Genomic DNA, 25,476 nt, shown 5'->3' with positions numbered 1-25,476 from the left:
GATTACTGCTCCTTAGTTTCTTCGCGTAGTAATAATTGCTGCTCAATAGTTGCCAACGATGACAGGGTCTCTTGCATTTTATTATTCAGTGCTTGCTGCTCTTTCTTGGCGTCTATTTGTTGTTTTATTTGCTGTTTTTGTAACCATAAATACTGTTTTATATCATCAGGCCAATAATACGCCTGATCAAGCTTTAATAATTGCGTTAATACCTTTTCCGGCGCTAATACATTATTTTTGCAACTAAAATCAAAGTAGTTCTGGATCTCTTTGGTGCCAATATAAGAAACCTTACTCGCCACCACTTTAAAGCCTCCACAGGCCTTCGCATGCCAGCCAATGACGATTTCTGCCGGCGGATACATAGGATCGGTTTTTGGCCGAGGTTTTGGATTTGGTAGGCCATCACCTTGTGGCTCAACCACTTTAACAACCTGCTCTGCTTCGGTATTATCTTCTTTTACTGGTTGTTCAGTTAACTCACACCCAGCGAGCCCTAAAGTGGTGAAACACACCACTAAAATGGTATTTAAACGCACGCCCATGCTAATTAACTCCTTGGTTTTTATTGGTTGGATTGATGATTGGGATTTGAATTATAAAACGACAACCTTGTGGTTCATTCTGCTCAAGCAGCAAAGTTCCCATTAATTGCTCAACAGATTCTTTAACAATTGTCAGCCCTAAGCCGCTACCTTGCGCAGTCACATCTTTAGCATTTTTACCTTGATAAAAAGCACTGAAAATATGTGACTTTTCTTGCTCTTGAATACCTGTGCCCTGATCACTGACGATCATTTTTAAGGTAGAGCCCGCTAACGATAAATGGATATCAACTGCTTGCTGTTGCGCTGAAAACTTCAAGCCATTAGAAATTAGCTGTATTAAAATCATTTCAACAAGCTCTGCTGCTATTTCCAGCGGCTGCTCAGGTAAATCACAATGCCAACATAAACTTTGTTTGCGTGCCACTAAACGGTGCTCAAAGTGATTGTTTATTTTGGTTATTAATTGCGAAAAAACCAACTCACTTAAGTCCTCTTTACTGCTGCGAATTGCATTATAGCTGAGCAAACTGTCTATCATTGCTCGCAAGCGCACCATACTTTGGGTGATAAGCTCCAGTACGGCTTGCTGCTCTTTGTTAATTGGCCCAACGATTTCATCGGTTAATAAGTCGGTCCCTTCCACCATTGATGCTAAAGGAGTTTTCAATTCATGGGTAACATGGCGTAAAAAGGTATCTTTTTGTTGCTCTAATTGATGCAATTGCTCTTGCACCCATTGTAATTTATTACCCAGTTCAACCAGTTCAGCAGAACCCTGTACAGATATTTTTTGCTGCCAATGACCTTGTCCGAGTTTATCAATAACTGAGGTTAAGCCTTTCAATCGACCACTTATACGCCACAAAAAACCACCACCTACGAGTAACGTTAACGGAGTAAGGGCTATCAGCCAATTAATAAAAGAATTTTGTAATGCTTTTAACTGTTGCTGGTTTTTAGTTATTTGTAGTTCGTTTTGATCTCTTAGCCATAAGGTTTGACGAGCGATTAATTCACTCACCGGAATAAATAATTGCGCATCTTGTAGCCCTTCGCTAACAAGCTGTGTATGCGCTAGCTGCAATTCCTTGGCAAGTTGCTGCCATTGGTTAATATAATCCCCTGTAGGACTAATAAAAGTCAGTTCATCAATACTTTGCAACGACGATTGCCATTTATCAACTATCAATTCATCAAGCGATTCACTTTTTAGCACCCAGTTTTGTCGCGTTGCCCGCTCTAAACTATTAAGGTCTTGTTTTAGGTTATTAAATGACTTGGTTATTTGATAGTTATCACTGACGATTTGTTGAGTTACGGCAAGCTGTTTGTTCAACGCATTTAAAAACACAATCACTACCAATGACAATGGCAGTAAAGATAACAAAGTACTAAATAAAAACTGGCCAATTAAATTAGGTCGCCAACGAAGTAAAGCGCTGTACTTTTTAGCGAGTGAGGCCACTGTCGCTACTCCTTTAGTTTAAATATTGAATTATGAAAGGTGTTACTTATACACTAGCTGAATCAATAAGAATAATGAATAAGATGAACTTTATAGCCTCTGTAAAACTACTGACGCTAAATTGAAACAACTTAACCATTTGTTTTTAAGTAATTTTATTAAAAAGCACAAAAAACTGTTGCAAAAAAGACACAGTATTGAGTCATTATTTCACACTGAACTTCACCAAAAAACCATAAACTATTGATATTTAAATAAAAATATTATTGGCATCATTTTTGTAATACCTGAAGCAACAACTGTTTATAAGGTAATTATATGAAAGTATTAGCTCCACTATGTTTATGTTGCTACGCCCTATTTAGCATTAATAGCTTTGCAATGGATGTTGAGGCTACCTTCGCAGAGCTTGATAAAGACAGCAATGGCACATTAAGTGAAGCCGAAGCTTCGGAAGATGCAGTCTTGCATGAAAGCTTTGAGCAAATTGATAAAGACCAGAATGGTCAAATATCAATGACTGAATTTAAGCAGTTTTTACAATAACTTACCCATAAGGAAATACAGTTATGAGACAACTTATCGCCGCCTTTTCATTAATGTTTTTAATCATTAGCGCCACCGTTTTAGCATCGCAGCTAAACGTTAAATTTGCACAACTAGATACTAACGCTGACGGACAAATATCATTACTTGAAGCGAAGCAAAATGATGCTTTATTGAAGCAGTTTACTGATCTAGATGATAACAACGACGAGGTGTTATCAGAGCAAGAGTTTGCTAATTTTAAAATTTAAAAGACTTTAAAGTATTTGCCATAATCCCGGAGGGAATGTGTAAACGGATTTAATGTTGGGATTTAAATTATGGCAAATACTTTATCTTTTTACTCGCTAACCTGACTCAAGTTAACTAAAAGGACCTTAACAATGAAAAGCATATTAGTACCATTAACTGTAATGTTAGCTAGCAGCTTTAATGCTATGGCGCTGGATGTAAAACAACGTTTTGATCATTTAGATAACAATAGAGATGGTTACTTAACCGAAAATGAGTTAGATGCCCAGCCACAGCTTATAAAACAGTTTCAGCGTTGGGATACTGACCGAGATAACAAGATTTCACTCGTCGAATTTAAGAACTTTTTAACTAATAACCTGCATTAATGAGTTTCACCAATGAAATACACCATACAATTAGGGTATGCTTTACTCCTTATTGTCAGCTGTAGCAGTTTTGCAACAACTGATAGCATTGCCGAACAATTCAAAAACTTAGACCGTAATCAAGACGGGTTGCTCACTCGCTCAGAGTCAGCGAAAGATCCTGCACTATGGTCACGCTTTAAAAATTACGACAGCGATAAAGATAACAAGTTATCGCTGGCAGAATTTAGCATGTACGCTAATAAGTAAGTGTAGATTATACCACTGTCGCAAAGTTAATTTAATTTAAAGAATGCAACTTGCTTTAAAACCAATTGACTTTGTTCGGCCATACTATTGCTGGTATTCGCAGTTTGTTGCGAAATATCAGCGGTGGTATCGGTTAGAGTGTGGATGGTATGCATATTTTGGCTAATATCAGCAGCAACCGCTGATTGCTCCTCTGCTGCTGTTGCTATTTGCTGTGTTTGGTCGTTTACTTGATTGATCATTTCCATAATCTCTTTTAATAAGCGATTACTTTCATCCATTTTATCTTCAGCTTGTGCTGCAACTCTTGTGCTATCAGCCATCATAGTCACTGCATTTTGACTTGCAGAACGAAGCTGCCCAAGCATTGTTTCAATCTCGTTTACTGAACTATGAGAACGCTGAGCTAAGGTGCGTACTTCATCAGCCACCACAGCAAAACCGCGCCCTTGCTCACCCGCTCTGGCAGCCTCAATTGCAGCGTTGAGTGCTAGTAAATTAGTTTGTTCGGAAATATTACGGATCACATCAAGGATCGTCTCAATTTTACTGGATTCACTTTGCAGTTGATCAACAACGTCTGATGTTTCGTTTAATGTGCCTAGTAAATGGCTCACCGCCTCTTTGGTTTGCTCAGACGCCTCTAATCCACTATTGGCAAGTTGCATCATGCTATCTGAAGCTGTCGCTGACTCAGCAGTATTTACTGCAATACTCTTACTGGTGACAGATAACTCTTCAATTGCAGTGACAGCTTGTGTTGTATGATCAGAGACCTCAGAGGTAGCCGTTTGAATTTGAGTGTTTGAACTGAGTAACTCATCACTATGATTATTAACTTGTGCTACAGAGTTATGAATAGTGGCCAGTGTGGTATTTAAGTGACGAATTGTAGCATCTAAGGTACGACTTAAATCAGCAACTTCATCTTCACCTTCTACTTGAGAGTAGTGATCTAATTCGCCGCGCTGTAGAGCATGGGCACTTTCGCTCACAATCGTTAATCCCATCACCACTTTTTGCGACAACATATGGCTAAATAACACAGCTAAACCAAGCGCAATTAAAATTGATAAATAAAATACTGTATTTGCAAAATCAATGGATTGCTGCGCCGCGGCTTGCGCTTTTGCAACTTGTGCGACATTGATTTTTTCAAACTCGTCAAAAAAATCGGTTAACGCATTGTGAGAGTCCACAAATTCACGATAGATAGCATAATCCGCTTTATTATCAGCTGCGCTTTCCATTGCCTGCTTAAATTGAATTGCTGCTTGCTCGTAGCGCTGCGAGTTATTTTTTAATCTGATAAGTAAATTAGCTTCACCTTTATACGCTTGGCTAATTTGTTGAATGAGTGGCATTGTTAGTGCAACATTTTTATCAATACTATTGAGTAACTCAGGTGCTTGTTCTTTTAAGCCGAGTAAGTAAACAACTTGCAATCCCCTTACCCCAGATAAAATGCCATCTTGAGCTTGCTTTAGATCTGCACTGAGCTTAGTTACCATAAAATTATGTTGATAGAAGCGCTCAAAACCTGCTGCTATTTGATTATTAGCAACTTTAATAAATGCCATCGCAACAATAAAAATGATGCATATTAAAGCTGATAAGAGTATGAATTTGCTACGCATAGCCAGTTGGTTAAGCTTCATTTATGTTCCGATTAAAATAAATTAATAATAACTAATTCATAAGCATAGCTTAAAATATTAAACTATAAATATTTTTAGGCTATTTAATTTGCAGGCTCGTCATTCTCTGTTACTGTTTAACTACCAAGGGCACTTAAAAGAATACTAACAATGAAATGCTTATTGAGCTGTTTGCTCTTTTTATCATTCTTTACTATCGCTGATACTAAAGTGGTTTATAACGCGAATGGCTACACACCAACTTATAGCGGCCAATTACAACAATTTTCTACCTTGGTTATTAAAGACGGTAAAGTTGTTAAAGTCGGTGACGATAAACTAAAAAGCAGCTTTCCTGATGCAGAGTCTTTTGATGCTGAGCAACAGACCCTGTTACCTGGTTTAATAGACGCCCATGGCCATGTTATAGGATTGGGTAATAATTTAACCCAGCTCGATTTACGCGGCACGACCTCGATTGCACAAATCCAGCAGCAGCTAGCACTATTTGCCAAGAATAAAAATGGCTGGATAATTGGCCGCGGCTGGAATCAAGAGTTATGGACTGACAAGCAATTTCCTACGGCAGCTGATTTAGATAAAGTTGTAAAAGATATTCCGATAGTGCTTTCACGGATAGATGGTCACGCGATTTGGGTTAACAGTAAAGCGATAGAACTGGCAAAGTTAACCGCCGCAACACAAGCCCCCACGGGCGGTGAAATTATTCGTGACCAAACGGGTAAACTAAGTGGTATTTTCATCGATAAGGCCGAGCGCTTGATCACTGCACATATTCCAGCTCCATCCGATCAAGACGTAAGCAATGCATTAACTCAAGCAGGCCAACACCTTGTAAGTTTAGGAATAACTTCAACTCATGATGCCGGTATTGATAAACAAACCTGGCAAATTTATAAGCAAAGAGCGGAGCAAGGCACACTACCACTGCGTATAGTTGCCATGCTCAGTGCAACGGATCCTGCACTTGAAAGTATGCTCAGGGCTGGGCGCTACAAAGATCTTAACGACTTTATGTCAATACGCAGTGTAAAAATATACGCTGATGGTGCCTTGGGAAGTCGCGGTGCTGCGTTGCTAAATGATTACGCCGATAGAAAAAACCACCAAGGTTTAATGCTAGAGACTCAGCAAAAACTAGAGCAACTTTTCACATTAAGCTTTAGCCATGGTTTTAGTGCGAATACCCATGCTATTGGTGATAAGGCAAACCATATTGTATTGGATGCTTATCAAAACGTGTTTAAAAAAACGGGCGGTATTTTATTGCGTAACCGCATAGAGCACGCACAAATAGTTACCCCGGCTGATATTCCTCGTTTCAAAACACTTAAAATTATTCCATCAATGCAGCCTGTGCACGCCACATCTGATATGCATATGGCTGAGCAACGCCTTGCCGACACCCAGTTGCAAGGCGCTTATGCTTGGCAGACTTTTTTAAAGCAAGGCTCAGTTGTAGCCGCCGGTTCTGACTACCCTGTTGAACTGGCTAATCCATTTGATGGTTTGTATTCAGCAATAACTCGCCAAGATCACAATCAGTTACCAGCTGAGGGGTGGCGTGTTAGCGAAGCGCTCAGCAGAGAAGATGCGCTAAGAGCATTCACATTAGGTGCAGCCTATGCCGCACATCAAGAGTTTAAATTAGGCAGTTTAGAGCAAGGTAAATGGGCTGACTTTATTTTAATTGATAAAGATTATTTTAAAGTCCAAGTCGAAGACATTTTTACTATTACAGTTAACCAAACATGGATTGGGGGCGAGCTGCGCTATCAAAAAGCGCAAGAACAACCATCGGAGTCATAACAACTCGATTGGCGAGTTGTTATGACGTTTTTTGCTGACGATTAAGTTTTAATAAATGATATATATTCACAAATGTCAGTAAACCATTGGTAATAGCTACAGGCCAAGCAGCTATCGCAACCCCGTATGCTGTAAATGCAATACAACCGGCAAGGTTGAACCAGCGAAGTTTGCTCACATCACTCATGGTTAGAGAGACAATTAGTAAAGCCGAGGCTAAATAGCCCAAATATTCCCAACTCATTTGTTCTCTCCGATACTTTAGGTTAGCATTGCAAATGTTGTAGTTTACACAAAGATATTCCACAATATAGCAACAGTATAAAAAGGCTAACTTACTAAAAACCCAAAGCAGCTTTAAAGCACACTTTTTATAATCATTACACGGGATATAGGTATTAAGTTTAATTAATCTCGTTAACTAAACTAGTAAGTTAGCGTAAATTCTCAGAATCTTAATGCTAGCGTCATTAAGGTGTAATAAATAGGACAATTGTCCGAAGGGCATTGTTGATGTTTCAATATCATTTTTCCAGCTATCTCGTCGACCAGCTACTTACGTTTGCTGGCAGTCGTTATCAACACTCAAAAAAAGAAGTCTTGCTCCACCAAGATCAACCTCTGAGCAAATTAGTATTGGTCAGAAGTGGGACTATATCGTTTAGCTATGATGTAGGTAATGGTCGTCGCTTGCTACTAGGCCAGCTAGATTGCAACAATACCCTAATTGGCGAAATTGAAGCGCTTAACAATAACCCTTGCATTTATACTGTTACTTGCTTTAGTGATGTTAGCTACAACTTAATAGAGCTAAAACACTGGCGTGCTTTATTACTTGAAAAACCAGAGCTCAGTTTATACACAGCGCAAACTATTGCCGCTAAGTTTCAAGAAAACCAAAAAATTAACTTAGACAAATTACTATTACCATTAGGTTATAATATTGCTAAAGATTGCTTATTACGCGCAGAAAAAAACAACCCAACACTATTGCGTGCATACCCAACAGTTAATGCTGAAGCAGAACGCTTTGCCACCACAGAGCGGGCTTATCGTCGCGTAGTTTCTGAATTAGTAGAAAAAGGTTTAGTTGCTCGCTCAAATAATGGTCTAAAAGCGGTCGACTTGGATAGACTTAGCGATTACGTAGATAGTTTTTCACAATTATAGATGACTGAGCGCCAAAATTTAGCAGAAAAAAACAACGTTTCACTAACTATGATACAACTATTTACATTTACAAGCGCAGCCCACTACTTTAGCATAGCAACCTAACAACTGGATTACGCAAAACGCTCAAAAATTAAACAGTGAATTTTTACATTCCGCTGGTAACAATTTTCTTATTTAATTAATGAAAGTATATATAATGTTCACTTGACGTATATATAATGTGCGCTTATCCTTGATTAACCAATTATTGTATTATAGGTGCAAGCCTGATCTGGTACGTGCTTCGATACATTTATAGAACTGCAATTAAGTCTGTTTACTTTAAAGAGAAAGGAAAGAAAGGTAACGATTATGGGAAATAATAAATTCAAGCTCACCAAGCTAGCTCTTGCACTTGGTCTAACGGCAACACTAAGTGGCTGTTTTAGTGACAATGACAACAACGATTATGTTAAGCCTCCAGTCCCACCTGAAGAAACTGTTGATGTTGCTGTTCCACCAGTAGCGATAGAAGCTCAAGCTGGTTCAGTAACTGTTAATATCGTGGATGTAACAGGTGCTCCTTTAGCTGACACGGTAACAGCTATGATTAGCTTCACTTCATCTGAAGACGGCCTTTTAACAGCAGCAGGTAACGCTTTAGCTGAGACTGACAAGTCATCAACTGCTAGCTCGTTCGCATTTACTGTGGGCTCTATCCCTGCTCAAGGTGTTAGCTATGACTATGTTATTTCTGCTGATGGTTTTTTAAACAACTCAGGAACACTAACGCTGTCAACTACTGATAACGTTGTTGCCCAAGAGATTCGTTTAACACCTCGCACTCTTGCGAATTCTGATGTAGCCATTGTTGCTGATACTAAAACATTAGAAGAACTTGTACCTGCTGGGGAAAATACCACAGTATCGTACGACCCTGCATCGGGTTTATCAGTTTCTGGCGATAAAACAGAAATCGCTCTACCACAAGCAATTAACAAAGCGGGTGTTGCAGTTGGTGGCTCAACAGTTAAAATTAAAAGTGGCACGCAATTCCTAGCTAAAGATGGTACAGCATTAGCGACCGTTCCAAAAATGACAGTTGCCTACTTTGCGAATGAAGCAACACGTAATGATGAAGAAGCTGATTCAGCTGCTGCCACTTCATCATCGTTAGATGCATTTCCTGGTGGTCTAGCTCTATCTGTAGCATCTGATCCTAACAGTACTGAGCAAGTTGAAGGTTCATTCACTTCTGGTGGCTTTGTTGCTATTGAACTGGTTGATGATGCTGGTAACAAAGTAAGTACCTTTGGTAAAGATGCTAACGGTAATGACAATACAATTACTGTGGCTATGCAGGTAGATAAGAAAACATCGAACCCTTGTCCTGTAACTTTACCAGCTGGTACAGCTGATATTAAAGCTTATGCTGAAGCAAATGGCTTTAAAAATGGCGTATGTACAGTTTCAGCTCCTGTAGCTCGTAAAATTGCCGCTGGTGATATTTTCCCAGTTTGGAGCTATGATGAAGATGCTGGTAAATGGGGATTCGAAAGCTACGGTGAAGTAACTGATAGCGGCAATGCGTCAACATTTGATGTTTCAGTTGATGTAAATCACTTATCTTACTGGAATCTTGATTACTTTAACAACAGCAAGTGTTCAAGTGTGAAATTCAATATTTTAGATAATAATGGTGACGCTAATAAAGCTGAAACGACTATTTTACTTGAAGTTAATGGCTATAGAAGCTCTTATACTAGCCGTGACGGTAATTATGCATCAGCAACGTTTAGAAGACCGCCAGGTTTCCCTGTGAAAGTTAAAGTGTTACGCAATGGTCAAAACGTATTAGATGGCTTATCAACTAACACTGATGGCGCTCCATCTGCACTATCTGTAAGCAATATCTGTGATTTACAAGATAAAGATCTAACTCTTACAATTGCTCCACCAACAATTGTAACTAAGCAAATCAAAACTCAGTTAGTATGTAGTAACACGGGTGATTTTGAAGTCAATACTCCGCCTGTTGCAACACCTGCACTGGTTAGATTGTTTAAAGATGGTTCTTTCAAACAAACTATTTACTCTACAGGTACTTTCAACCTGAACTTAGAGCAAGGCGGAACTTACTCTGCTAGTTACCTTGATTACAACACGAATGTATGGACATCAACTCCTGTAGCGGCAAACACAACTGCAGCTACATTTGATATCCCTGTAGTGTGTGAAGTTGAAACCGTGCCAGTTTCTGGCTCAGGTTCTGGTTCAGGCTCTTAATCAAGGGTAGAACGATTTTTTATTAAAGCCGCGCATTTGCGCGGCTTTTGTTTATCTCGTTATTAGGTTATTTTTGGTTTATAGTATTTATAACTAAAATAATTACCGGGTTTTAAGGATTTAAAACCTAACTCTAATCTAAATTGGTTAATCACGTGACTTATAAGAAAACAACCCTCGCAACGCTTTGCGCACTTAGTGCCAGTACCTCCGTTTTTGCCGATCAAAACATTAATCATGGTATTGCATATAATGGATTTACAGGTATTTTTCATACCCCTACAGCTGAAGTAATTAATAAAGGTGATGTTGATATTGGTTATAGTAACCAGCTAGAAATTAGAGGAAAATACACCGACGGTCATAACTTTACCTTTTCTGCTGGGCTTTTTGATGGCTTAGAAGTAAGCGGACGAATTACTTCATCAACAATGCACGACATTACATTTAGCTATGAAAACAAAGATCAAATACGCGATCTATCATTTAATGCCAAATATCAAGTTCCTTTTATTCCAAAGGATTGGTTTAGTATTGCTATTGGAGCTAAAGATGTCGGTGGTGCCGCTAATCAATATGAAGCATTTTATGCTGTAGCTTCGAAACAATTATGGGACTTCCGCTTTAGTGCCGGTGTAGGCGCATCAGACACACTCACAGGGCAATTAGACGGTGTATTTGCAGGTATTGAATACCAACCTTTTAGTTGGCTCTCAGTGCTCGCAGAACATGATGCTGAAGCATTCAATTTAGGCGCACGTGTTACCGTACCTAAAGAGTGGCTATACGACATTGCGACTGTTTCATTTAATAGCCGCTTTTATTCAAATACTGAACTTGCTGACAATGATACTTATTGGGGCGTCAATATCAGCATGCCACTTAGTGATGAAGCGCAAGCGAATTACACAAAACCAAAGCCTGCGCCAGAACCTGTAGTTCACACAGCAGCTCCTGCAAATACAACTTCTGAGCTCACTGTAACCACCCATTCTAATCCAGGTTTACCCACTACTGTAAAAGAACCATCAACAAACCAAGCTGAAACGACAAATAGTGCTACAACAACTATTACGACTGAGCAAAATAACAACCATCAAATCCATAACCTTAAAAATAGCTTAGTCAACGATGGATTTGAGAATATTCGTGTTGGTATCAGTGACAATGCGAAAATCATAGTTGAGTTTGAAAACTCGGTATTTAATCGCAATGAAATTGATGCCTTAGGACTCGTATTAGGGCGTATTACCGAGAATTTTACTGACTCTAATAATGAGTTTATTGTTCGCTTATCAAAATTAGATATTCCGTTGCTACAAGTTAGTGGACGTTTAAACAATTATCGTCGTTTTATCGATGAGAATATTACCCCTGATTTAATGATCAGTACTCAATTTAGTGATGACAACACGACAGCAGTTAAGTGGGCAGGTAGTGCTGCAAACACCAGCCCTTACTTTGTGCCGCGAGTTACATTTTCACCATCGCTTTCATCTAGGTATGCAACCGAGCTGGGGGTATTTGACTACTCATTAGCCCTACAAGCTGATTTAAACGTGCCTCTATGGCAAGGTGCTGGAATTAATATCACTGGTCAAGTCAATGTAGCTAACTCCGATCATTTTGAAGAAGGTTCGGCTTTTTCAAACTCTCGTCAGGAAACCGGAATTAAACGCGCTGTGGCCTATCAAACATTCTCTCTCCCGTTCAATATTTATAATCAAACTCAAGTTGGCTTATTCCAAGACTATTATGACTTTATGGGGATCACCAATGAAACCGCTTGGCAAAGTCCTGCTGGAGCCCATAAATTAAAAGCTGAAATTGGCTATTTCGAATATAAAGATTACAACACCGACAAACGTGATTATTCATTACTTTCATATCGTTACTTATGGGCTGAAAAAGATGTGTCTTTCCATTTAACAGGGGGGCAGTTCTGGAATGAAGATAGCGGCTATAAATTCGAGACCAAGTTTTGGTTTGGTGATGCTAACTTAGCAATAATCTACAGCGATACAGACGTCCAAAAAGTAGGCATTGGTTTTAGTATTCCATTATCACCTCGCAAAGATATGGATGCTGGAAATTGGCAAGTTAAAGGCACGCAAAGTTGGACTCATAGTGTGAATACTATTATTAACCAAGATGTTAATTTGATTAATACTGCAAGTGCTATAACGCCTGCATCATCTATAGACCTCGATAAAACTTTCCTAAACCAAGATCGTATGTCGAGTAGCTATGTTTATGCTCACTTAGCACGATTAAAAGAAGCATACGAAACGTATAAATAATAACACATATTAAAAAAGGCCTATTCAGGCCTTTTTCCAAGAGTGTTAAGTTGCGGCTCATTCACAGTGGCAGATAAGCCAAGTGATAACCAAGCTGAATTTTAGCATGTAACTATGCGACTCAAAAATCACTAATGTTGTTTACGCTTTGCTCAGCCACTAGAATGGATAAGCACTTAATTCGCTTAACATTCCCCTGTATGAAGAGTTATTTTTCTAACAGTATATCGTGTATTTTTACTAAATCCGTTTTGCCAGCGATGATCTCATCAGGAGTTAAACCCGAGAGCTCATGTGGGAATACTAGCCACTCATCTGATTCATGAATATAGTAATCAGGCTTCATGTCTACTTTTGAATTTTTCGGCTTATAGTATGGGCAAGCAACGCGAATATCTTGTGGTAAATTTAAACGCATCAACTCTGATAGCTTTTCTTTTAGTGCAAAAATACTGCGACCTGAGTCAAAAACATCATCAACGATCAATAATGAATCACCGGCATTGGCATTCTCAATAATATAATGTAAACCATGTACTTTTATTTCTTTAGATTGCTGGTTGATACCATAATAAGATGACGTACGCACTGCAATATGGTCTGTTTCTATTCCTTTATAATCATAGTATTCTTGCACTGCAATACCAATTGGAGCACCACCTCGCCAAATGCCAATTATAAAATCAGGACGAAAACCATCTTGGTAAACTTGTGCTGCAACACGAAAAGAATCTTCAAGTAGTTGCTGCGCTGTGATGTAAGTCTTATCAGACATAATAGAAACCCCAGTGTAAGTAGATCATTCAAGTGTAGTGTAAAGCAACCTTGAACAACAAAGTGGGGCGTGATTTTACAGTAAAAAAATAAGAAAAGCTTGTTTGAGTTTGTAATTACTATTTTTCAGATAATAAAAAAGCGCCTAAGTGAAGTAACTCACACACGTAGGCGCTTTATTCGCATATTAAATTTATGCTTTTTCTAACAAGGTACGTGCTACGGTTCGCATACCTACCGTTGTAGCGCCTGCCGCCCACTGGCTAGTACTGCCCATATTAAACGCCGCAGCTAAATCAATATGTACCCAACCTTTGCCATCATTGGGTACAAAGCGCGATAAGAAGCCCGCAGCATTTGATGCACCACCATATCCGCCACCTTTTTGCGCACGACTATTTGCAGTATCAGCATACGGCGAAGGACAGTTTTGTTGATGCCACTTTTCAAGCGGTAATGGCCATGCAGCTTCCATTTCTTGCTCTGCAAAACCTTCCACTTCACGTACAAACTCTTTATCAAGGCCAAATAAAGCATTGTACTCTTGACCAACAGCAACCAGTGCTGCACCAGTCAGTGTTGCCGCATCAATAATAAGTGGCGCACCAGTTTCCCCTGCAGCCATAAGGCCATCAGCAAGTACTAAACGGCCTTCTGCGTCCGTATTTACAATCTCAACAGTTGTGCCATTTTTATAAGTAAGAATATCACCTAGCTTATAAGCGTGACCTGAGATCAAGTTTTCAGCACAGCATAAAAATAATTTAATACGCTTATTAATTCCACGGCTAATGGCTAATGCAAGGCCAGCAGTCACTGTTGCTGCGCCCCCCATATCGCACTTCATGCCTAGCATACCTTCGCTGGCCTTAATTGAGTATCCACCCGAATCAAAAGTGATCCCTTTACCCACTAAAGCGGCATCTACCGGTGCGTTGTCATTACCTGTTGGGTTGTAATCAAGCGCTAGTAATACTGGCGGGCGCTCACTTCCACGACCAACCGCATGAATACCAATCCATTGCTGTTCAAGTAGCGCATCACCTTTAATAATTTGATAACTGACATGCTCAGGCGCCAATGATTGAATAAATTCAGCCGCCTTACCAGCTAAGCTCTCAGGAAAAATATCATCAGCCGTGCCATTGATCATTTCACGCGCCCAGGTAGCAGAGCGTAATAATGACTCAAGTTCTTTACTGTCGGTTTTTGCATTTTCTACAAACTCAACACCAGCTAATGTTTTAGGTGATACAAAACCTTGATAAAATGCCCATTGCGTTTCAGTACACCAACAATCACCCGCAAGTACTACATTCTTAACACCTTGATTGGCAATACTGCGCGCGGCTTTTTGCACTTTCATCAATGTGTCTTGCTCAGCTAAATGAACGGTTGCACCTTGCTCATTGAAAGATAATATGGCGGTTTCGCCCCAATGCGATGCAGCACCCTGCTCGCTTAATTGAACAACAAATTTTTCAGACATGTTAGAATACTCTTTGCGCTATATAGTGACACTGAGTCTACTATAGCTGGCACAACTTCCCAACCGAATGAGACTAAATAATGAAATTTGCTAAGCCATTACAACAAGCCACATTACTTAAGCGCTACAAACGGTTTTTAGCCGATTTACGCCTACAGGACGGCTCTGAATTTACAGCTCATTGTGCTAATACAGGAAAAATGACCGGCTGCGCTGAGCCTGACTTTGCCGCATTTTATTCAACAAGTGATAACTCCAAACGTAAGTACCCTCATTCACTCGAGTTGACCCAGAATCAATTTGAACAATTAATTTGTGTAAACACGGCGGTAGCCAATAAAGTGGTCGAAGAAGCCCTACACGCTAATCTGGTTACTGAGTTAAGTGGTTATGAGCAACTACAAAGTGAAGTGAAATACGGCCAAGAGAACAGTCGTATTGATTTTTTACTCAGTGATTCTAAACGCCCGAATTGCTATATTGAAGTAAAGTCTGTCACTTTACTGAGTCAAGACTCTCCTTTGAGTGGCCAAGGCTATTTTCCTGATGCGCAGACCTTACGCGGACAAAAACATATTCGCGAATTAATCGACATGGTTGCACAAGGCCAACGTGCTGTTTTATTTTTTGCTGTTTTACATGAAGGCATTAGCCAAGTTAGTGCGGCAAAACATATCGATGAAAAATACGCGCAACTATTAACCCAAGCAATTGCTGTCGGTGTTGAAGTACTGGCTTATAAAGCGAAAATTTCGGCCAAAGAGGTAACTCTGGCCGAAAGAATTCCATTTATTCCTTAGTTAGTGACACGTCCATCTCACCAATCAAATTAAGGTTTATATCTTCATCCTTGAACAGTAGTGGTCTAAGCGTCGCATTTTCAGAATAAAAACGTGATTGATCATCAAAGTGATCAGAGGTTGAGTCTGAACTTTGTGACATCGTCAATATCCCTTTAGCAACCGGACCATCATCGGTAAAGTTCATAACAAACATCCAACTTGAGCCATAATTCACTGGATAACCTGACGCTGTTAAATTAGAGCGCAAAGGCTGGCCAGTAATCGCATCATTTAGTGCTTGGTGATCAATATACGGGATCAAGGTTGAGCGCGTGGTACCGCTGCGATCATAACGATATACATTAAAACCACCTTCAACATGCATTGGCCCACTCCACGGTAATTTTTCGCCACTCGCGTTACCACCAGCCAATGTTTTCTCTACAAATTGCATTTGCGCAAGCGTTGCATCGAGTGCAATACCATTACTTTGCAATGTAGCAACAGCATGTGCCAACGTAACCAGTGCCGAGCCGTCAATACGTAAGGTGTTTGGTGTATTAGCAGGATCAGTTACATCAAAGTTATCACCAAGGTGGGTTTTAGGATCGAATAAATGTGCAAACTCCCTAATAAGCGCTGCACCTTTCGTGTCTAGATTCATAGCACCATTCCATTGCGCTAAAACGTCACATGCTTGAGTTAAATCAATACTATCACCGTTACTTAGCATGACTGGCGTATCGCCTTGTGCCTTACATTGTGTAATAAGCTGCTCAAACACCAGCTCACCAAGATAAATACGATCGCCTACCAGTGCGGTTTCGAGTTCATCTAAAGTAAATAAACCATCCTCACCAGCACCGTCTTTTAATAACTGTAATCCCATGCGAGTACGCAATGATAGCGGCTGATGTACATCACCATATTGCGCAGCAAAACCCAATAATGGCCGCTCAGGGTTAGTAACCCAGTAGCTGTCGTTGGAGTTTTGTACATAGTCGGTACGGTGCAATTGCGGGGCCTTTTCAAAAGGAACATTACCGTTACTTTCAAATATTTTTAAATTGCCGGGTACTAAATCAAACCCTGTTGATTCTCGCAGTGCAACAAGCTCAGGTTGGATACGAATAGCCATGTTAGCAGTATCACTCACATTTAATACCGTACTGTCATCAACATAAAATACATTGCCTGCTTTATCTGTTGCCATGGTGTTGTTAAACGCCACACCATCAAACTGAGCAAATGAGGCTTTCATATCATCAAGGCTGCGAGCTTGGTTTAAAGCCGACCACTGAGCAACTACATCCATATTAAATTCATTAGCATCTTTAATAGTAAATGCTTGGCTATCATCCCAACCTAAACCATTTGCAGCTGGCGTTTCGATCATCAAACCATGGTGGCTGTAATAAAACTCCTTCTCTAAATTAATGGTCATGCCTGGTGCAACAGCCACTTCCACGGTAACTTTTTTGCTCGTAATTGTGTGGTTATCACCTTCAACGCTGTAACTCATTCGGTCATTCTCATTCAACGCTAATTGATAAATTAAAAAGTGTCGCGCTGTAGAAAATGTATGAGTCCATGCAACGTGCTCATTAAAACCAATATTGATAACCCCTGGCATGCCTTGCAAACTGCCCCCCATTACATTCATAGCGCCAGGAATGGTTAAATGTGATTGCCAAAACCGTAAATTACCTTCATGTGGGAAATGTGGGTTAGCTAATAATCCTCCTTTGCCATTGGCCATTTTATCTTTACCAAGCCCCCAACCGTTTGAGCCAAGATGCTGGTACTTTTTCTCTAATTTAAAGCTTTTTGCTTGCTGGTTAAGATTTTTGACAACACTGGAGACCGCACTTGCAGCCGATGCAACTGGGGTTGGTAAATACTCATCGCCATCACCTGGGCTTGCTAAAAACGCTAAATCTAGAAAATTTGCAGAACTGGCTAATTGTACCGTTGCCATAGCGTAAGCCAACATGTCTTCTGGCGTTAATGCGAACACCCAAGGTTGCGATGCACACTCTGGAGCTAAGTTATCTACTCCTGTATCGCTTACGTATTTATTAAAGCCTTGCACAAACCCCTCATAATGCGCACGACTGTCTTCATTAAGTTCACTATAGTGCGCTTTGGCATACTCATTGACGCCCAATGCTTTGTAACCAAAGTCAGAAATTAAATGCGCAGAATCGCCACTACCCGGTACTTTATCGGGGCCATAAAACTTAGCTCGTTCACCACGTGTTTTAACAATTTGATCGAGTAACAAACACGCATGATCTTTTGCATAAGCATAACCACTGCCAAAAGCTAAGCTTTCAAGGTTATCCGCTGTAATATGCGGCACACCAAATGTAGTCCAACGAATATTAGCATCGAGCTTATTGTCGTCGTCAAAAGCGGTAATGGTTGGGGCTGGTTCTGGCGTTGGTTCCACAACCACAGGTGGTGGCGTAATAACGTTTTTATCGTCATCAGAGCTACATGCGCTGAGCAATAATGCCGCAGCAATACTAATTGAAAGTGTGTGAAGTTTCATTGGGGTTCCTATCCATTATTGTTTGTTCCATTGGCTACCTTGCCTTATTAAATGAACTAAATCTTGACCTTTCACGCAAAAAATTGACTTTGCGCGCCAACTAATGCAGCTTACTCTGTTATTCACTCTACAAAATAGCTCGCTATGTACGTTGTTAGTAGTCAAATTATTCGCGCACTCGTGCACTTTTTAATAGCACAAGGCATTGCACCGGCCAAACTTACAGCCGTACTGACAACACGTGCTCGTTATTTAGATGAAAGCAATTATCGATTTCCAGTCCAAGATTATGAGCAACTAATGAGTTACGCAGAGCAGTCATTACAGTGTGATCATATCGGTTTAAAATTTGGGCAATCATTAAAAACACAAAGTTGGGGACTGCTAGGCCATATAGCATTGGTCAGTGAGTCATTAGCAAAGGTCTTATTACACGCTCAAAAACTCAACACTCTTGTTCGCAATATTGGCACCATTACCTTGCGTAGTGAAGGATCGCTAAGTTATTTAACTTGGCAACCCAACGTCGACATTCAACATCACATGGTCGATGAACTATTTAGCAGTTGGTTATCGTTTGCTAAGCATTGCTGCTACAACACAGCTGAGTTAGCACTAGAGAAAGTACAGCTTAGGCGCTTGGAACCAAGCTCGACGAGCTTGCGAGCTTATAAAGCTGTATTTAATTGCCCTATTGAATTTTCCGCGAACCATAACTGCTTATGTTTCAAAAGTAGCTTATTAACTAGCCCATTACATAATGCCAATAAAGACCTTGAGTATTTACTTGCCGTTCAGGCAAGTACATTAGTAAGCGAACACGACGAAATTAATCAACTCAAAGCATTTATTACCGCTCACTTTCCACACGTGCCTACCGTCGATCAAGCCGCTTATCACTTAGGGTTCAAAAAACGCAGTTTTCAACGCTACTTACACTCACAAAACTGTAGTTACTCACAATTGGTTGATGAACTGCGTAAGTACCATGCCAAACTAATGTTGCAACAAAAAATAAGTGTTCTGGAGATTACGAGTCGTCTAGGTTTTTGTGAGCAAAGTGCTTTTCAACGTGCCTTTAAACGCTGGTATGGCTGTACCCCTAAAAAGTTTTTAACCTATAAACCATGCCAGCGGCAGAATTAACCTTAAGATATTCGTCATCCAGAACTAGGTAATTACAAGAGATGTAAAAAAATTGAGTTGCTTTTCATTTTTTTGCCCATATAACTAGGCCAGTTAGAAAATAGCTAACTGGTTAAACAGCCATTATAATTTTTTCAAATTGTGTTTTTAACCAGTGAAAATTATTTAACCGCAGCCAATAAATTAAAAATAAATTTGCCTAGGCCATAGGATTCTGTTATTTATAGCCGCCGGCTAAAGCTGGGCATTATATTAAGGATTTAGGAGAAAGTTATGCCAGACCAAAAAAAATTAGGGTTATTGGCTCAGGCCGGATTAGAACCGTATCAGGAAAAGCCGGGCGAAGAGTATATGAATGAGGCACAACGCGCTCATTTTAGAACTATTTTGGAAGCATGGCGCAACGATTTACGCAATGAAGTTGACCGTACTAAATCGCATATGCAAGACGAAGCAGCTAACTTCCCTGATCCAGTTGACCGTGCCGCACAAGAAGAAGAGTTCTCTTTAGAACTGCGTACTCGTGACCGTGAACGTAAACTGATCAAAAAAATTGAAAAAACAATTATCCTCATTAAAGAAGATGATTTTGGTTTTTGTGACTCGTGCGGGATTGAAATTGGTATTCGTCGTTTAGAAGCACGTCCTACAGCGGATTTATGCGTAGACTGTAAAACACTTGCGGAAATCAAAGAAAAACAATCTGGACGCGGTTAATTTTTGTAATTAATCAATGTCTACCACAGCCGTTATTACTGCGCCTACGCGCAACTACCGCGGTCGATTTGCACCGTCACCTTCTGGGCCACTTCACTTTGGTTCACTTGTGGCGGCTGTGGGCAGTTACCTTGACGCTAAAAGCAACCAGGGAACTTGGTTAGTTCGAATAGAAGACATTGACACCACACGTGTCGCACAAGGGGCAGCCAAAGATATTCTAACAACCCTTGAAGCCTATGGCTTACATTGGGATGAAGAGGTTGTCTATCAAACCCAGCGTCACGATTTATACGCACACACCATTGAGCAATTAAATAAGCAGCAACTTATTTACGCTTGCCACTGCTCACGCAAACAGATCAAAGCGCTCGGTGGAATATACCAAGGCCATTGCCGTCACCTAAACCACTCGCAACGCCACAGCGCCTTACGCTTAATACAGCAGCACCCCATCAGCCAGTATCATGACCTTATCCAAGGTGCAGTAACAATAAACCAAGAATTAGCCCGTGAAGATTACTTAATAAAACGCAGCGATGGTTTATTTGCTTATCAATTGGTGGTGGTTGCAGATGATATTGATCAAGGCATAACTCATATTGTGCGTGGCGCTGATTTACTTGAACCGACTGCTCGACAACTCAGCTTATTTAAACAGTTAAATCATACAGCCCCACATTACGCACATTTACCATTAGCAGTTGCACAACCTGGTTTTAAATTATCGAAACAAAATTATGCCCCAGCGATTGCCAAAGACAACCCAAAACCGGCACTGTTCAACGCATTTGAATTTTTAGGTTTGACCCCACAAGCTGAACTAATTGAACTAAGTATTGAAAAAATGCTGTGCTGGGCTATCACTCATTACAGCTTGCAAAGCGTGCCTAAAGTGGCCGAAATTCAAGTTTCACAAAACCCACACAGCCAAGCAACCCTATTTACGCATATAAACAAATAAAAATTCGCTAAAAATGGTGAATTTTAAAGCCTTCAACTTAATTTTTGAGCTGTGCTGGTATATGATAGCCAACCTTAAATGTGCAATTCATTTAGTAATACCCATTGCGATAAATGAGCAAGCAATACTAGCACCACTAAAACGGTTCAATAACAAAATAAAATCTACAACATTAGCCTGTTGTAACGTTTTAATGCTGTTAATGGTAACTTTAACTCGCTAGATTAAGCGAAACTCTAATACAATAGGTATCACCAAGTAATTACATAGCATAGCGATCACTCTCGTAGTGCGACTATACTTGGTTTAATTTTTGATGGCGTCCATCAAATAACCAGATTCTGTAGGAGACAGATTATTATTTCCAAGCTTTTTCAATTTTGTCGGCAAATCATAGGCCCAACCGCCTCAACAACAGCCGAACATACTCAAGTCTCTGCGCAGCCTTTAATAATTGGACGCAATGAGCATGGTATTTCTCGCAAACAATTTAGCCCAAATGCAATCAAGGTATTATATCGCCTTAAAGATGGTGGCTTTGATGCCTACCTCGTTGGTGGTTGCATTCGTGATATTTTGTTAGGTCAACAACCAAAAGATTTTGATGTAGTCACCAATGCCACCCCAGATCAGGTTAAAAAGCTGTTTCGTAATTGCCGCTTAATTGGTCGTCGTTTTCGCTTAGCGCATATTGTCTTTGGTCGTGAGATCATCGAAGTTGCCACCATGCGTGGTCATCACGAAGCTGCCGATGATAAAAACCAAATCAGCCAATCAAATGAGCAAGGTCAACTACTACGAGACAACGTATTTGGTAGTATTGAAGAAGATGCGGAACGTCGTGATTTTTCAATCAATGCTTTATATTACTCAATTAATGACTTTTCAATTCATGATTATGCTAACGGGCTAGCTGCTATCAATGCTAGACAAATCGAAATGATTGGTGATCCGCAAACGCGTTACCGCGAAGATCCGGTACGTATGCTACGCGCAGTGCGTTTTGCCACCAAGTTGGACATGTCAATTGCACCAGCAACGGAGCAACCATTAACAAAATTAGCAAACCTACTCGATAATATACCGCCAGCACGTTTATTTGAAGAAACATTAAAACTGTTTTTAAATGGTAAAGCTGAAGCTAACTTTTTAATGCTACGCAAATATGGACTTTTCAAGGCATTATTCCCAGCGCTTGATCGTATTTTAGATAGCAACCCTGATGGCTTAGAATTTGCTTTTATTCGTCAAATGTTCCGCAATACTGATGCACGCATAAATGCAGAAAAGAAAGTAACACCAGCCTTTATTTTTGCCGCCTTGCTTTGGTTTCCATTATTAAAGATCACTAAAACCTTGCAAGCACAAGAGCAACTATCTGAATACGATGCATTTGCGCAAGCAATGAACAAAGTACTCAGTGAAAATGCCCAGCACATCGCAGTGCCGAAGCGATTTACTTTGGGTGCCCGCGATATTTGGCATATCCAACATCGTTTAGATAAACGCTCAGGACAACGTGCATACCGCTTAACTCAGCAACCACGCTTTAAAGCCGCCTACGACTTTTTATTACTCCGTGTAGAAGCCGGAGAAAAACAACATCAGGAATTAGCAAACTGGTGGACTGACTATTTAAAACAAGACATTAATGGTCAAAAAGACATGGTGAAAGCGTTAGGTAATCAAGGGGCAAGCAAAGGCCGTCGCCGTACTCGCCGACGCAGCCCAAAGCCAGCATCTGAATGAAAATGCAAACAGTCTATCTAGGTTTAGGGGCTAATTTAAATAGCCCACGTACGCAACTCGATCATGCGGTAGCTGCATTGCGCGCATTAGCTGATTGTGAATTTATTGCTGTTTCGCATTATTACGCAAGCAAACCGATGGGCCCGCAAGATCAGCCTGATTACGTAAATGCCGTGGCGGCCTTAAAAACAACACTACAGCCTGAGCAACTACTTGATTTAACACAACAAATAGAACTTCAACACGGCAGAGTTCGAAAAGCCGAGCGCTGGGGGCCGCGCACCTTAGATATTGATATTTTATTATTTGGCGATCAAGTCATAAAGAGTGAGCGCTTAATTGTGCCCCATTATGGCTTGACCGAACGAGAGTTTGTGGTTTACCCACTGCTTGAGATCGCCCCAAATATTACGCTGCCAAATGGAACAGCACTGCACAGTGTTACTGCTACTTTGGCATTAAACGAATTACACCAATTACCTCTGTAATTAATTTCAGGCCATTGCCTACGAGGATATTATGTCTAAAATAACCGTTTCTACGCTCAATAAAATGAAAGCAGAACAGCAAAAAATCACTGCTTTAACTGCTTACGACGCAAGCTTTGCTAAGTTATTTCACGATAACGGCGTTGATGTCATTTTAGTTGGTGATTCATTAGGCATGGTGTTACAAGGTGGTGACGATACACTAGCAGTGACAAATCAAGATATTGCATATCATACGCGCAGTGTACGCGCTGGTAGCCGCGAGTTATTCGTTATAGCTGATATGCCATTTATGACCTACTCAAACCCAGCAGAAAGTTGTAAAAATGCGGCTGAGTTAATGCGTGCAGGCGCTAATATGGTCAAGCTTGAAGGTGGTGAATGGTTATATGACTCAATTGTCGCGCTTACTCAACAAGGTATTCCTGTATGTGGTCACTTAGGTTTAACACCACAATCTGTGCATGTTTTTGGCGGCTTTAAAATCCAAGGCCGTGGTGCAGAGCAAGCTCAGAAAATGATTAGCGATGCCAAAGCATTGGAAGCTGCTGGCGCACAAATGATTGTCCTTGAATGTATTCCAACAGAGCTTGCAAAATTAATCACCGAAGCTGTATCAATCCCAACGATTGGTATTGGTGCTGGTAATCAAACCGACGGGCAAATTCTCGTTATGCATGACTTAGTGGGTATCTCTGCAGGTTATATTCCTAAATTTTCTAAAAACTTTTTACTCGAGACAGGCAACATGCCAGATGCAGTTAAAAAGTATTGTAACGATGTTAAAAGCGGTGCTTTTCCAAGCACAGAACATGAGTTTAAATAATGCAGTCGATCACTGAAATAAAATCCTTACGCAGCCAAATTAAAGCATGGCGTCAAGCCGGTCTAAGCGTCGCCTTAGTGCCGACCATGGGTAACTTACATCAAGGCCACTTCTCGTTAGTTGAAAAAGCTAAGAACATGGCCGATAAAGTTGTCGTGAGTATTTTCGTAAACCCAATGCAGTTTGGCGCAAACGAAGATTTAGATAACTACCCTCGCACCCTAATTGCTGATAAACAAGGGCTCGCTGAGCTAGGTACTGATATTGTATTTACACCGACCGTGGAAACCATTTATCCAAATGGTTTAGATGCCCAAAGCTTTGTGGACGTACCGGGAATTTCCATGGGATACTGTGGAGGCTCTCGCCCAGGTCATTTTCGTGGTGTTGCCACAGTTGTAACTAAGTTATTTAACTTAGTTCAACCTGATTACGCTTGCTTTGGTGAGAAAGACTTCCAGCAATTACAAGTGATTAAAACCATGGCTCACGACTTATCAATTCCTGTTGAGATCATTGGTGTTGCTACCAGCCGTGAAGTCTCAGGTTTAGCAATGAGTTCTCGTAATGGCTACTTATCAGACATTCAAAAAGAAACCGCCACAGAACTATTTAGAACGCTAAATTGGAGTGTTGAGCAACTAAATGCAGGACAGCGCGACTTTACTGAGATATGCCAGCAAGCTAAACAACGATTACAGCAGGCGGGGCTAAAACCAGATTACTTTGAAATAGCGCAGCGCGATACACTAAAAAAAGCTACACTCAATGATAGCCATCTAGTGATATTGGCCGCAGCATTTTTAGGCCCTGTTAGGCTTATAGATAATCTGCAAGTTGATATTACATAACAATAATTAGGGATAAACATGAATTCATTACTAAAATTATCAAGCATAGCGCTTTGTGTTGGGGTACTTGCGGGATGCCAAAGCCAGATAGAAAACCCTGAAATGCAGCAATGTGCGCAGCAAAACTATCAATGCGAAGTAAATTGTGAACAACAAAGTACCGGTGAAGGTATGGTTCATAAAGTGTGTAGCACAAAATGTATTGAAGCGTATAACCAATGTAAAGCAAATGCTGAAGCATTAGGTAATGTTCAATAATCAATTAAAACTTACTTGCCAATTATTAAAGTGATTGGCAAGTTCCCCCTCTCTTCCCCTTCGCTAATTACCCGTAAAACAAAGTCTGTAAAATGCCTTTTCATTCACTTTAGAGCAAGGTTGCATCTAGTAACATCTACTTACATTAGTAAGAAGTAGTCATACATTCCATGTAATTATTTCCCGCTTATACAAAGAAAGTACATCATCCTCACGATAAGCGAAACTAAAGCCATTGAAATATA

At 40.3% G+C, this 25,476-nt stretch carries 24 protein-coding genes; 17 read left to right on the top strand and 7 right to left on the bottom strand.

Features of this window, described 5'->3' with window-relative positions; all coding sequences use genetic code 11:
- Positions 1-2 precede the first annotated feature (2 nt).
- Together PHAL_RS0111550 and PHAL_RS0111545 are read right to left on the bottom strand one after the other, a co-directional pair.
- Positions 3-545 carry a hypothetical protein gene (locus tag PHAL_RS0111550; protein ID WP_016708570.1) on the bottom strand — a complete coding sequence of 181 codons (543 nt, stop codon included), beginning with the start codon at positions 543-545 and terminating at the stop codon, positions 3-5.
- Between the two features lies 1 nt (position 546).
- Positions 547-2,013: a sensor histidine kinase gene (locus PHAL_RS0111545; RefSeq protein WP_016708569.1), complete on the bottom strand. Its 1,467-nt coding sequence runs from the start codon at positions 2,011-2,013 to the stop codon at positions 547-549.
- A gap of 318 nt (positions 2,014-2,331) precedes the next feature.
- Between PHAL_RS0111545 and PHAL_RS0111540 the strand changes: the two genes are divergently transcribed.
- The 4 genes from PHAL_RS0111540 (at position 2,332) to PHAL_RS0111525 (ending at position 3,428) form a co-directional block, all read left to right on the top strand.
- A complete protein-coding gene (locus PHAL_RS0111540; RefSeq protein ID WP_016708568.1) occupies positions 2,332-2,559 on the top strand; it encodes a cag pathogenicity island protein Cag25 in 228 nt (75 codons plus the stop codon).
- A 23-nt stretch (positions 2,560-2,582) separates the two neighbouring features.
- Entirely contained in the window at positions 2,583-2,810 is a 228-nt protein-coding gene (locus PHAL_RS0111535) for a hypothetical protein (protein ID WP_016708567.1), read from the top strand.
- Positions 2,811-2,942: 132 nt separating this feature from the next.
- On the top strand, positions 2,943-3,179 hold the full coding sequence (locus tag PHAL_RS0111530; RefSeq protein ID WP_016708566.1) for an EF-hand domain-containing protein: 237 nt from the start codon (positions 2,943-2,945) through the stop codon (positions 3,177-3,179).
- A 12-nt stretch (positions 3,180-3,191) separates the two neighbouring features.
- The gene (locus tag PHAL_RS0111525) at positions 3,192-3,428 is read left to right on the top strand and encodes an EF-hand domain-containing protein (RefSeq protein ID WP_016708565.1); all 237 of its coding nucleotides are present in this window, start codon (positions 3,192-3,194) and stop codon (positions 3,426-3,428) included.
- Positions 3,429-3,454: 26 nt separating this feature from the next.
- On the opposite strand, the gene PHAL_RS0111520 is transcribed toward PHAL_RS0111525, so the two are convergent.
- Positions 3,455-5,086 carry a methyl-accepting chemotaxis protein gene (locus PHAL_RS0111520; protein ID WP_016708564.1) on the bottom strand — a complete coding sequence of 544 codons (1,632 nt, stop codon included), beginning with the start codon at positions 5,084-5,086 and terminating at the stop codon, positions 3,455-3,457.
- Positions 5,087-5,236: 150 nt separating this feature from the next.
- On the opposite strand from PHAL_RS0111520, the gene PHAL_RS0111515 reads away from it, so the two are divergent.
- Positions 5,237-6,895 (top strand): amidohydrolase, encoded by a 1,659-nt coding sequence (locus tag PHAL_RS0111515; protein ID WP_016708563.1) that lies wholly within the window; start codon positions 5,237-5,239, stop codon positions 6,893-6,895.
- Positions 6,896-6,914: 19 nt separating this feature from the next.
- On the opposite strand, the gene PHAL_RS0111510 is transcribed toward PHAL_RS0111515, so the two are convergent.
- Positions 6,915-7,139 carry a YgjV family protein gene (locus PHAL_RS0111510; protein WP_016708562.1) on the bottom strand — a complete coding sequence of 75 codons (225 nt, stop codon included), beginning with the start codon at positions 7,137-7,139 and terminating at the stop codon, positions 6,915-6,917.
- Positions 7,140-7,408: 269 nt separating this feature from the next.
- Between PHAL_RS0111510 and PHAL_RS0111505 the strand changes: the two genes are divergently transcribed.
- The 3 genes from PHAL_RS0111505 (at position 7,409) to PHAL_RS0111490 (ending at position 12,633) form a co-directional block, all read left to right on the top strand.
- Positions 7,409-8,065, top strand: a complete 657-nt coding sequence (locus PHAL_RS0111505; protein ID WP_016708561.1) for a Crp/Fnr family transcriptional regulator — start codon at positions 7,409-7,411, stop codon at positions 8,063-8,065.
- Between the two features lie 354 nt (positions 8,066-8,419).
- A complete protein-coding gene (locus PHAL_RS0111495; RefSeq protein ID WP_016708559.1) occupies positions 8,420-10,333 on the top strand; it encodes a hypothetical protein in 1,914 nt (637 codons plus the stop codon).
- 155 nt (positions 10,334-10,488) lie between these two features.
- Positions 10,489-12,633, top strand: a complete 2,145-nt coding sequence (locus PHAL_RS0111490; RefSeq protein ID WP_016708558.1) for a YjbH domain-containing protein — start codon at positions 10,489-10,491, stop codon at positions 12,631-12,633.
- Between the two features lie 208 nt (positions 12,634-12,841).
- On the opposite strand, the gene PHAL_RS0111485 is transcribed toward PHAL_RS0111490, so the two are convergent.
- A complete protein-coding gene (locus tag PHAL_RS0111485; RefSeq protein WP_016708557.1) occupies positions 12,842-13,408 on the bottom strand; it encodes a phosphoribosyltransferase in 567 nt (188 codons plus the stop codon).
- Positions 13,409-13,600: 192 nt separating this feature from the next.
- Positions 13,601-14,896 carry an aminopeptidase PepB gene (pepB, locus tag PHAL_RS0111480; RefSeq protein ID WP_016708556.1) on the bottom strand — a complete coding sequence of 432 codons (1,296 nt, stop codon included), beginning with the start codon at positions 14,894-14,896 and terminating at the stop codon, positions 13,601-13,603.
- Positions 14,897-14,976: 80 nt separating this feature from the next.
- On the opposite strand from pepB, the gene sfsA reads away from it, so the two are divergent.
- On the top strand, positions 14,977-15,696 hold the full coding sequence (gene sfsA, locus PHAL_RS0111475) for a DNA/RNA nuclease SfsA (protein WP_016708555.1): 720 nt from the start codon (positions 14,977-14,979) through the stop codon (positions 15,694-15,696).
- Here the strand turns inward: sfsA and PHAL_RS0111470 are convergent.
- The gene (locus PHAL_RS0111470; RefSeq protein WP_016708554.1) at positions 15,686-18,232 is read right to left on the bottom strand and encodes a penicillin acylase family protein; all 2,547 of its coding nucleotides are present in this window, start codon (positions 18,230-18,232) and stop codon (positions 15,686-15,688) included. The genes sfsA and PHAL_RS0111470 overlap by 11 nt on opposite strands.
- A gap of 144 nt (positions 18,233-18,376) precedes the next feature.
- Here PHAL_RS0111470 and PHAL_RS0111465 point away from each other — a divergent pair, with 144 nt between their 5' ends.
- The 8 genes from PHAL_RS0111465 (at position 18,377) to PHAL_RS0111430 (ending at position 25,231) form a co-directional block, all read left to right on the top strand.
- Positions 18,377-19,378 (top strand): AraC family transcriptional regulator, encoded by a 1,002-nt coding sequence (locus PHAL_RS0111465; RefSeq protein ID WP_016708553.1) that lies wholly within the window; start codon positions 18,377-18,379, stop codon positions 19,376-19,378.
- A gap of 273 nt (positions 19,379-19,651) precedes the next feature.
- A complete protein-coding gene (dksA, locus tag PHAL_RS0111460) occupies positions 19,652-20,095 on the top strand; it encodes an RNA polymerase-binding protein DksA (RefSeq protein ID WP_016708552.1) in 444 nt (147 codons plus the stop codon).
- A 16-nt stretch (positions 20,096-20,111) separates the two neighbouring features.
- Positions 20,112-21,059 (top strand): tRNA glutamyl-Q(34) synthetase GluQRS, encoded by a 948-nt coding sequence (gene gluQRS / locus PHAL_RS0111455; protein WP_016708551.1) that lies wholly within the window; start codon positions 20,112-20,114, stop codon positions 21,057-21,059.
- A gap of 390 nt (positions 21,060-21,449) precedes the next feature.
- Positions 21,450-22,808, top strand: a complete 1,359-nt coding sequence (gene pcnB, locus PHAL_RS0111450; protein ID WP_232321854.1) for a polynucleotide adenylyltransferase PcnB — start codon at positions 21,450-21,452, stop codon at positions 22,806-22,808.
- 2 nt (positions 22,809-22,810) lie between these two features.
- On the top strand, positions 22,811-23,296 hold the full coding sequence (gene folK, locus PHAL_RS0111445; protein ID WP_029216123.1) for a 2-amino-4-hydroxy-6-hydroxymethyldihydropteridine diphosphokinase: 486 nt from the start codon (positions 22,811-22,813) through the stop codon (positions 23,294-23,296).
- Positions 23,297-23,327: 31 nt separating this feature from the next.
- Entirely contained in the window at positions 23,328-24,122 is a 795-nt protein-coding gene (gene panB, locus PHAL_RS0111440) for a 3-methyl-2-oxobutanoate hydroxymethyltransferase (protein WP_016708547.1), read from the top strand.
- A complete protein-coding gene (panC, locus tag PHAL_RS0111435) occupies positions 24,122-24,973 on the top strand; it encodes a pantoate--beta-alanine ligase (RefSeq protein WP_016708546.1) in 852 nt (283 codons plus the stop codon). Before panB ends, panC begins: the two co-directional genes overlap by 1 nt.
- 18 nt (positions 24,974-24,991) lie before the next feature.
- Complete coding sequence (locus PHAL_RS0111430) at positions 24,992-25,231, top strand: hypothetical protein (RefSeq protein ID WP_016708545.1); 240 nt, start codon at positions 24,992-24,994, stop codon at positions 25,229-25,231.
- The last annotated feature ends 245 nt before the right edge of the window (positions 25,232-25,476 follow it).

The organism is Pseudoalteromonas haloplanktis ATCC 14393, from assembly GCF_000238355.1.
In the GTDB taxonomy this organism is placed as follows: domain Bacteria; phylum Pseudomonadota; class Gammaproteobacteria; order Enterobacterales; family Alteromonadaceae; genus Pseudoalteromonas; species Pseudoalteromonas haloplanktis.
The sequence above is the reverse complement of the archived record's forward strand: the minus strand, read 5'-3'. Positions and strand labels throughout refer to the sequence as shown.

Excerpts from the sequence above, each read along its gene's own strand:
- PHAL_RS0111465 (WP_016708553.1), top strand. The coding sequence starts at position 18,377 with ATGTACGTTGTTAGTAGTCAAATTATTCGCGCACTCGTGCACTTTTTA.
- folK (WP_029216123.1), top strand. The coding sequence starts at position 22,811 with ATGCAAACAGTCTATCTAGGTTTAGGGGCTAATTTAAATAGCCCACGT.
- sfsA (WP_016708555.1), top strand. The coding sequence starts at position 14,977 with ATGAAATTTGCTAAGCCATTACAACAAGCCACATTACTTAAGCGCTAC.
- dksA (WP_016708552.1), top strand. The coding sequence starts at position 19,652 with ATGCCAGACCAAAAAAAATTAGGGTTATTGGCTCAGGCCGGATTAGAA.
- PHAL_RS0111505 (WP_016708561.1), top strand. The coding sequence starts at position 7,409 with ATGTTTCAATATCATTTTTCCAGCTATCTCGTCGACCAGCTACTTACG.
- PHAL_RS0111515 (WP_016708563.1), top strand. The coding sequence starts at position 5,237 with ATGAAATGCTTATTGAGCTGTTTGCTCTTTTTATCATTCTTTACTATC.
- pepB (WP_016708556.1), bottom strand. The coding sequence starts at position 14,896 with ATGTCTGAAAAATTTGTTGTTCAATTAAGCGAGCAGGGTGCTGCATCG.
- PHAL_RS0111535 (WP_016708567.1), top strand. The coding sequence starts at position 2,583 with ATGAGACAACTTATCGCCGCCTTTTCATTAATGTTTTTAATCATTAGC.
- PHAL_RS0111530 (WP_016708566.1), top strand. The coding sequence starts at position 2,943 with ATGAAAAGCATATTAGTACCATTAACTGTAATGTTAGCTAGCAGCTTT.
- gluQRS (WP_016708551.1), top strand. The coding sequence starts at position 20,112 with ATGTCTACCACAGCCGTTATTACTGCGCCTACGCGCAACTACCGCGGT.
- PHAL_RS0111470 (WP_016708554.1), bottom strand. The coding sequence starts at position 18,232 with ATGAAACTTCACACACTTTCAATTAGTATTGCTGCGGCATTATTGCTC.
- panB (WP_016708547.1), top strand. The coding sequence starts at position 23,328 with ATGTCTAAAATAACCGTTTCTACGCTCAATAAAATGAAAGCAGAACAG.
- PHAL_RS0111495 (WP_016708559.1), top strand. The coding sequence starts at position 8,420 with ATGGGAAATAATAAATTCAAGCTCACCAAGCTAGCTCTTGCACTTGGT.
- PHAL_RS0111520 (WP_016708564.1), bottom strand. The coding sequence starts at position 5,086 with ATGAAGCTTAACCAACTGGCTATGCGTAGCAAATTCATACTCTTATCA.
- PHAL_RS0111510 (WP_016708562.1), bottom strand. The coding sequence starts at position 7,139 with ATGAGTTGGGAATATTTGGGCTATTTAGCCTCGGCTTTACTAATTGTC.
- PHAL_RS0111525 (WP_016708565.1), top strand. The coding sequence starts at position 3,192 with ATGAAATACACCATACAATTAGGGTATGCTTTACTCCTTATTGTCAGC.
- PHAL_RS0111485 (WP_016708557.1), bottom strand. The coding sequence starts at position 13,408 with ATGTCTGATAAGACTTACATCACAGCGCAGCAACTACTTGAAGATTCT.
- PHAL_RS0111540 (WP_016708568.1), top strand. The coding sequence starts at position 2,332 with ATGAAAGTATTAGCTCCACTATGTTTATGTTGCTACGCCCTATTTAGC.
- panC (WP_016708546.1), top strand. The coding sequence starts at position 24,122 with ATGCAGTCGATCACTGAAATAAAATCCTTACGCAGCCAAATTAAAGCA.
- PHAL_RS0111430 (WP_016708545.1), top strand. The coding sequence starts at position 24,992 with ATGAATTCATTACTAAAATTATCAAGCATAGCGCTTTGTGTTGGGGTA.
- PHAL_RS0111550 (WP_016708570.1), bottom strand. The coding sequence starts at position 545 with ATGGGCGTGCGTTTAAATACCATTTTAGTGGTGTGTTTCACCACTTTA.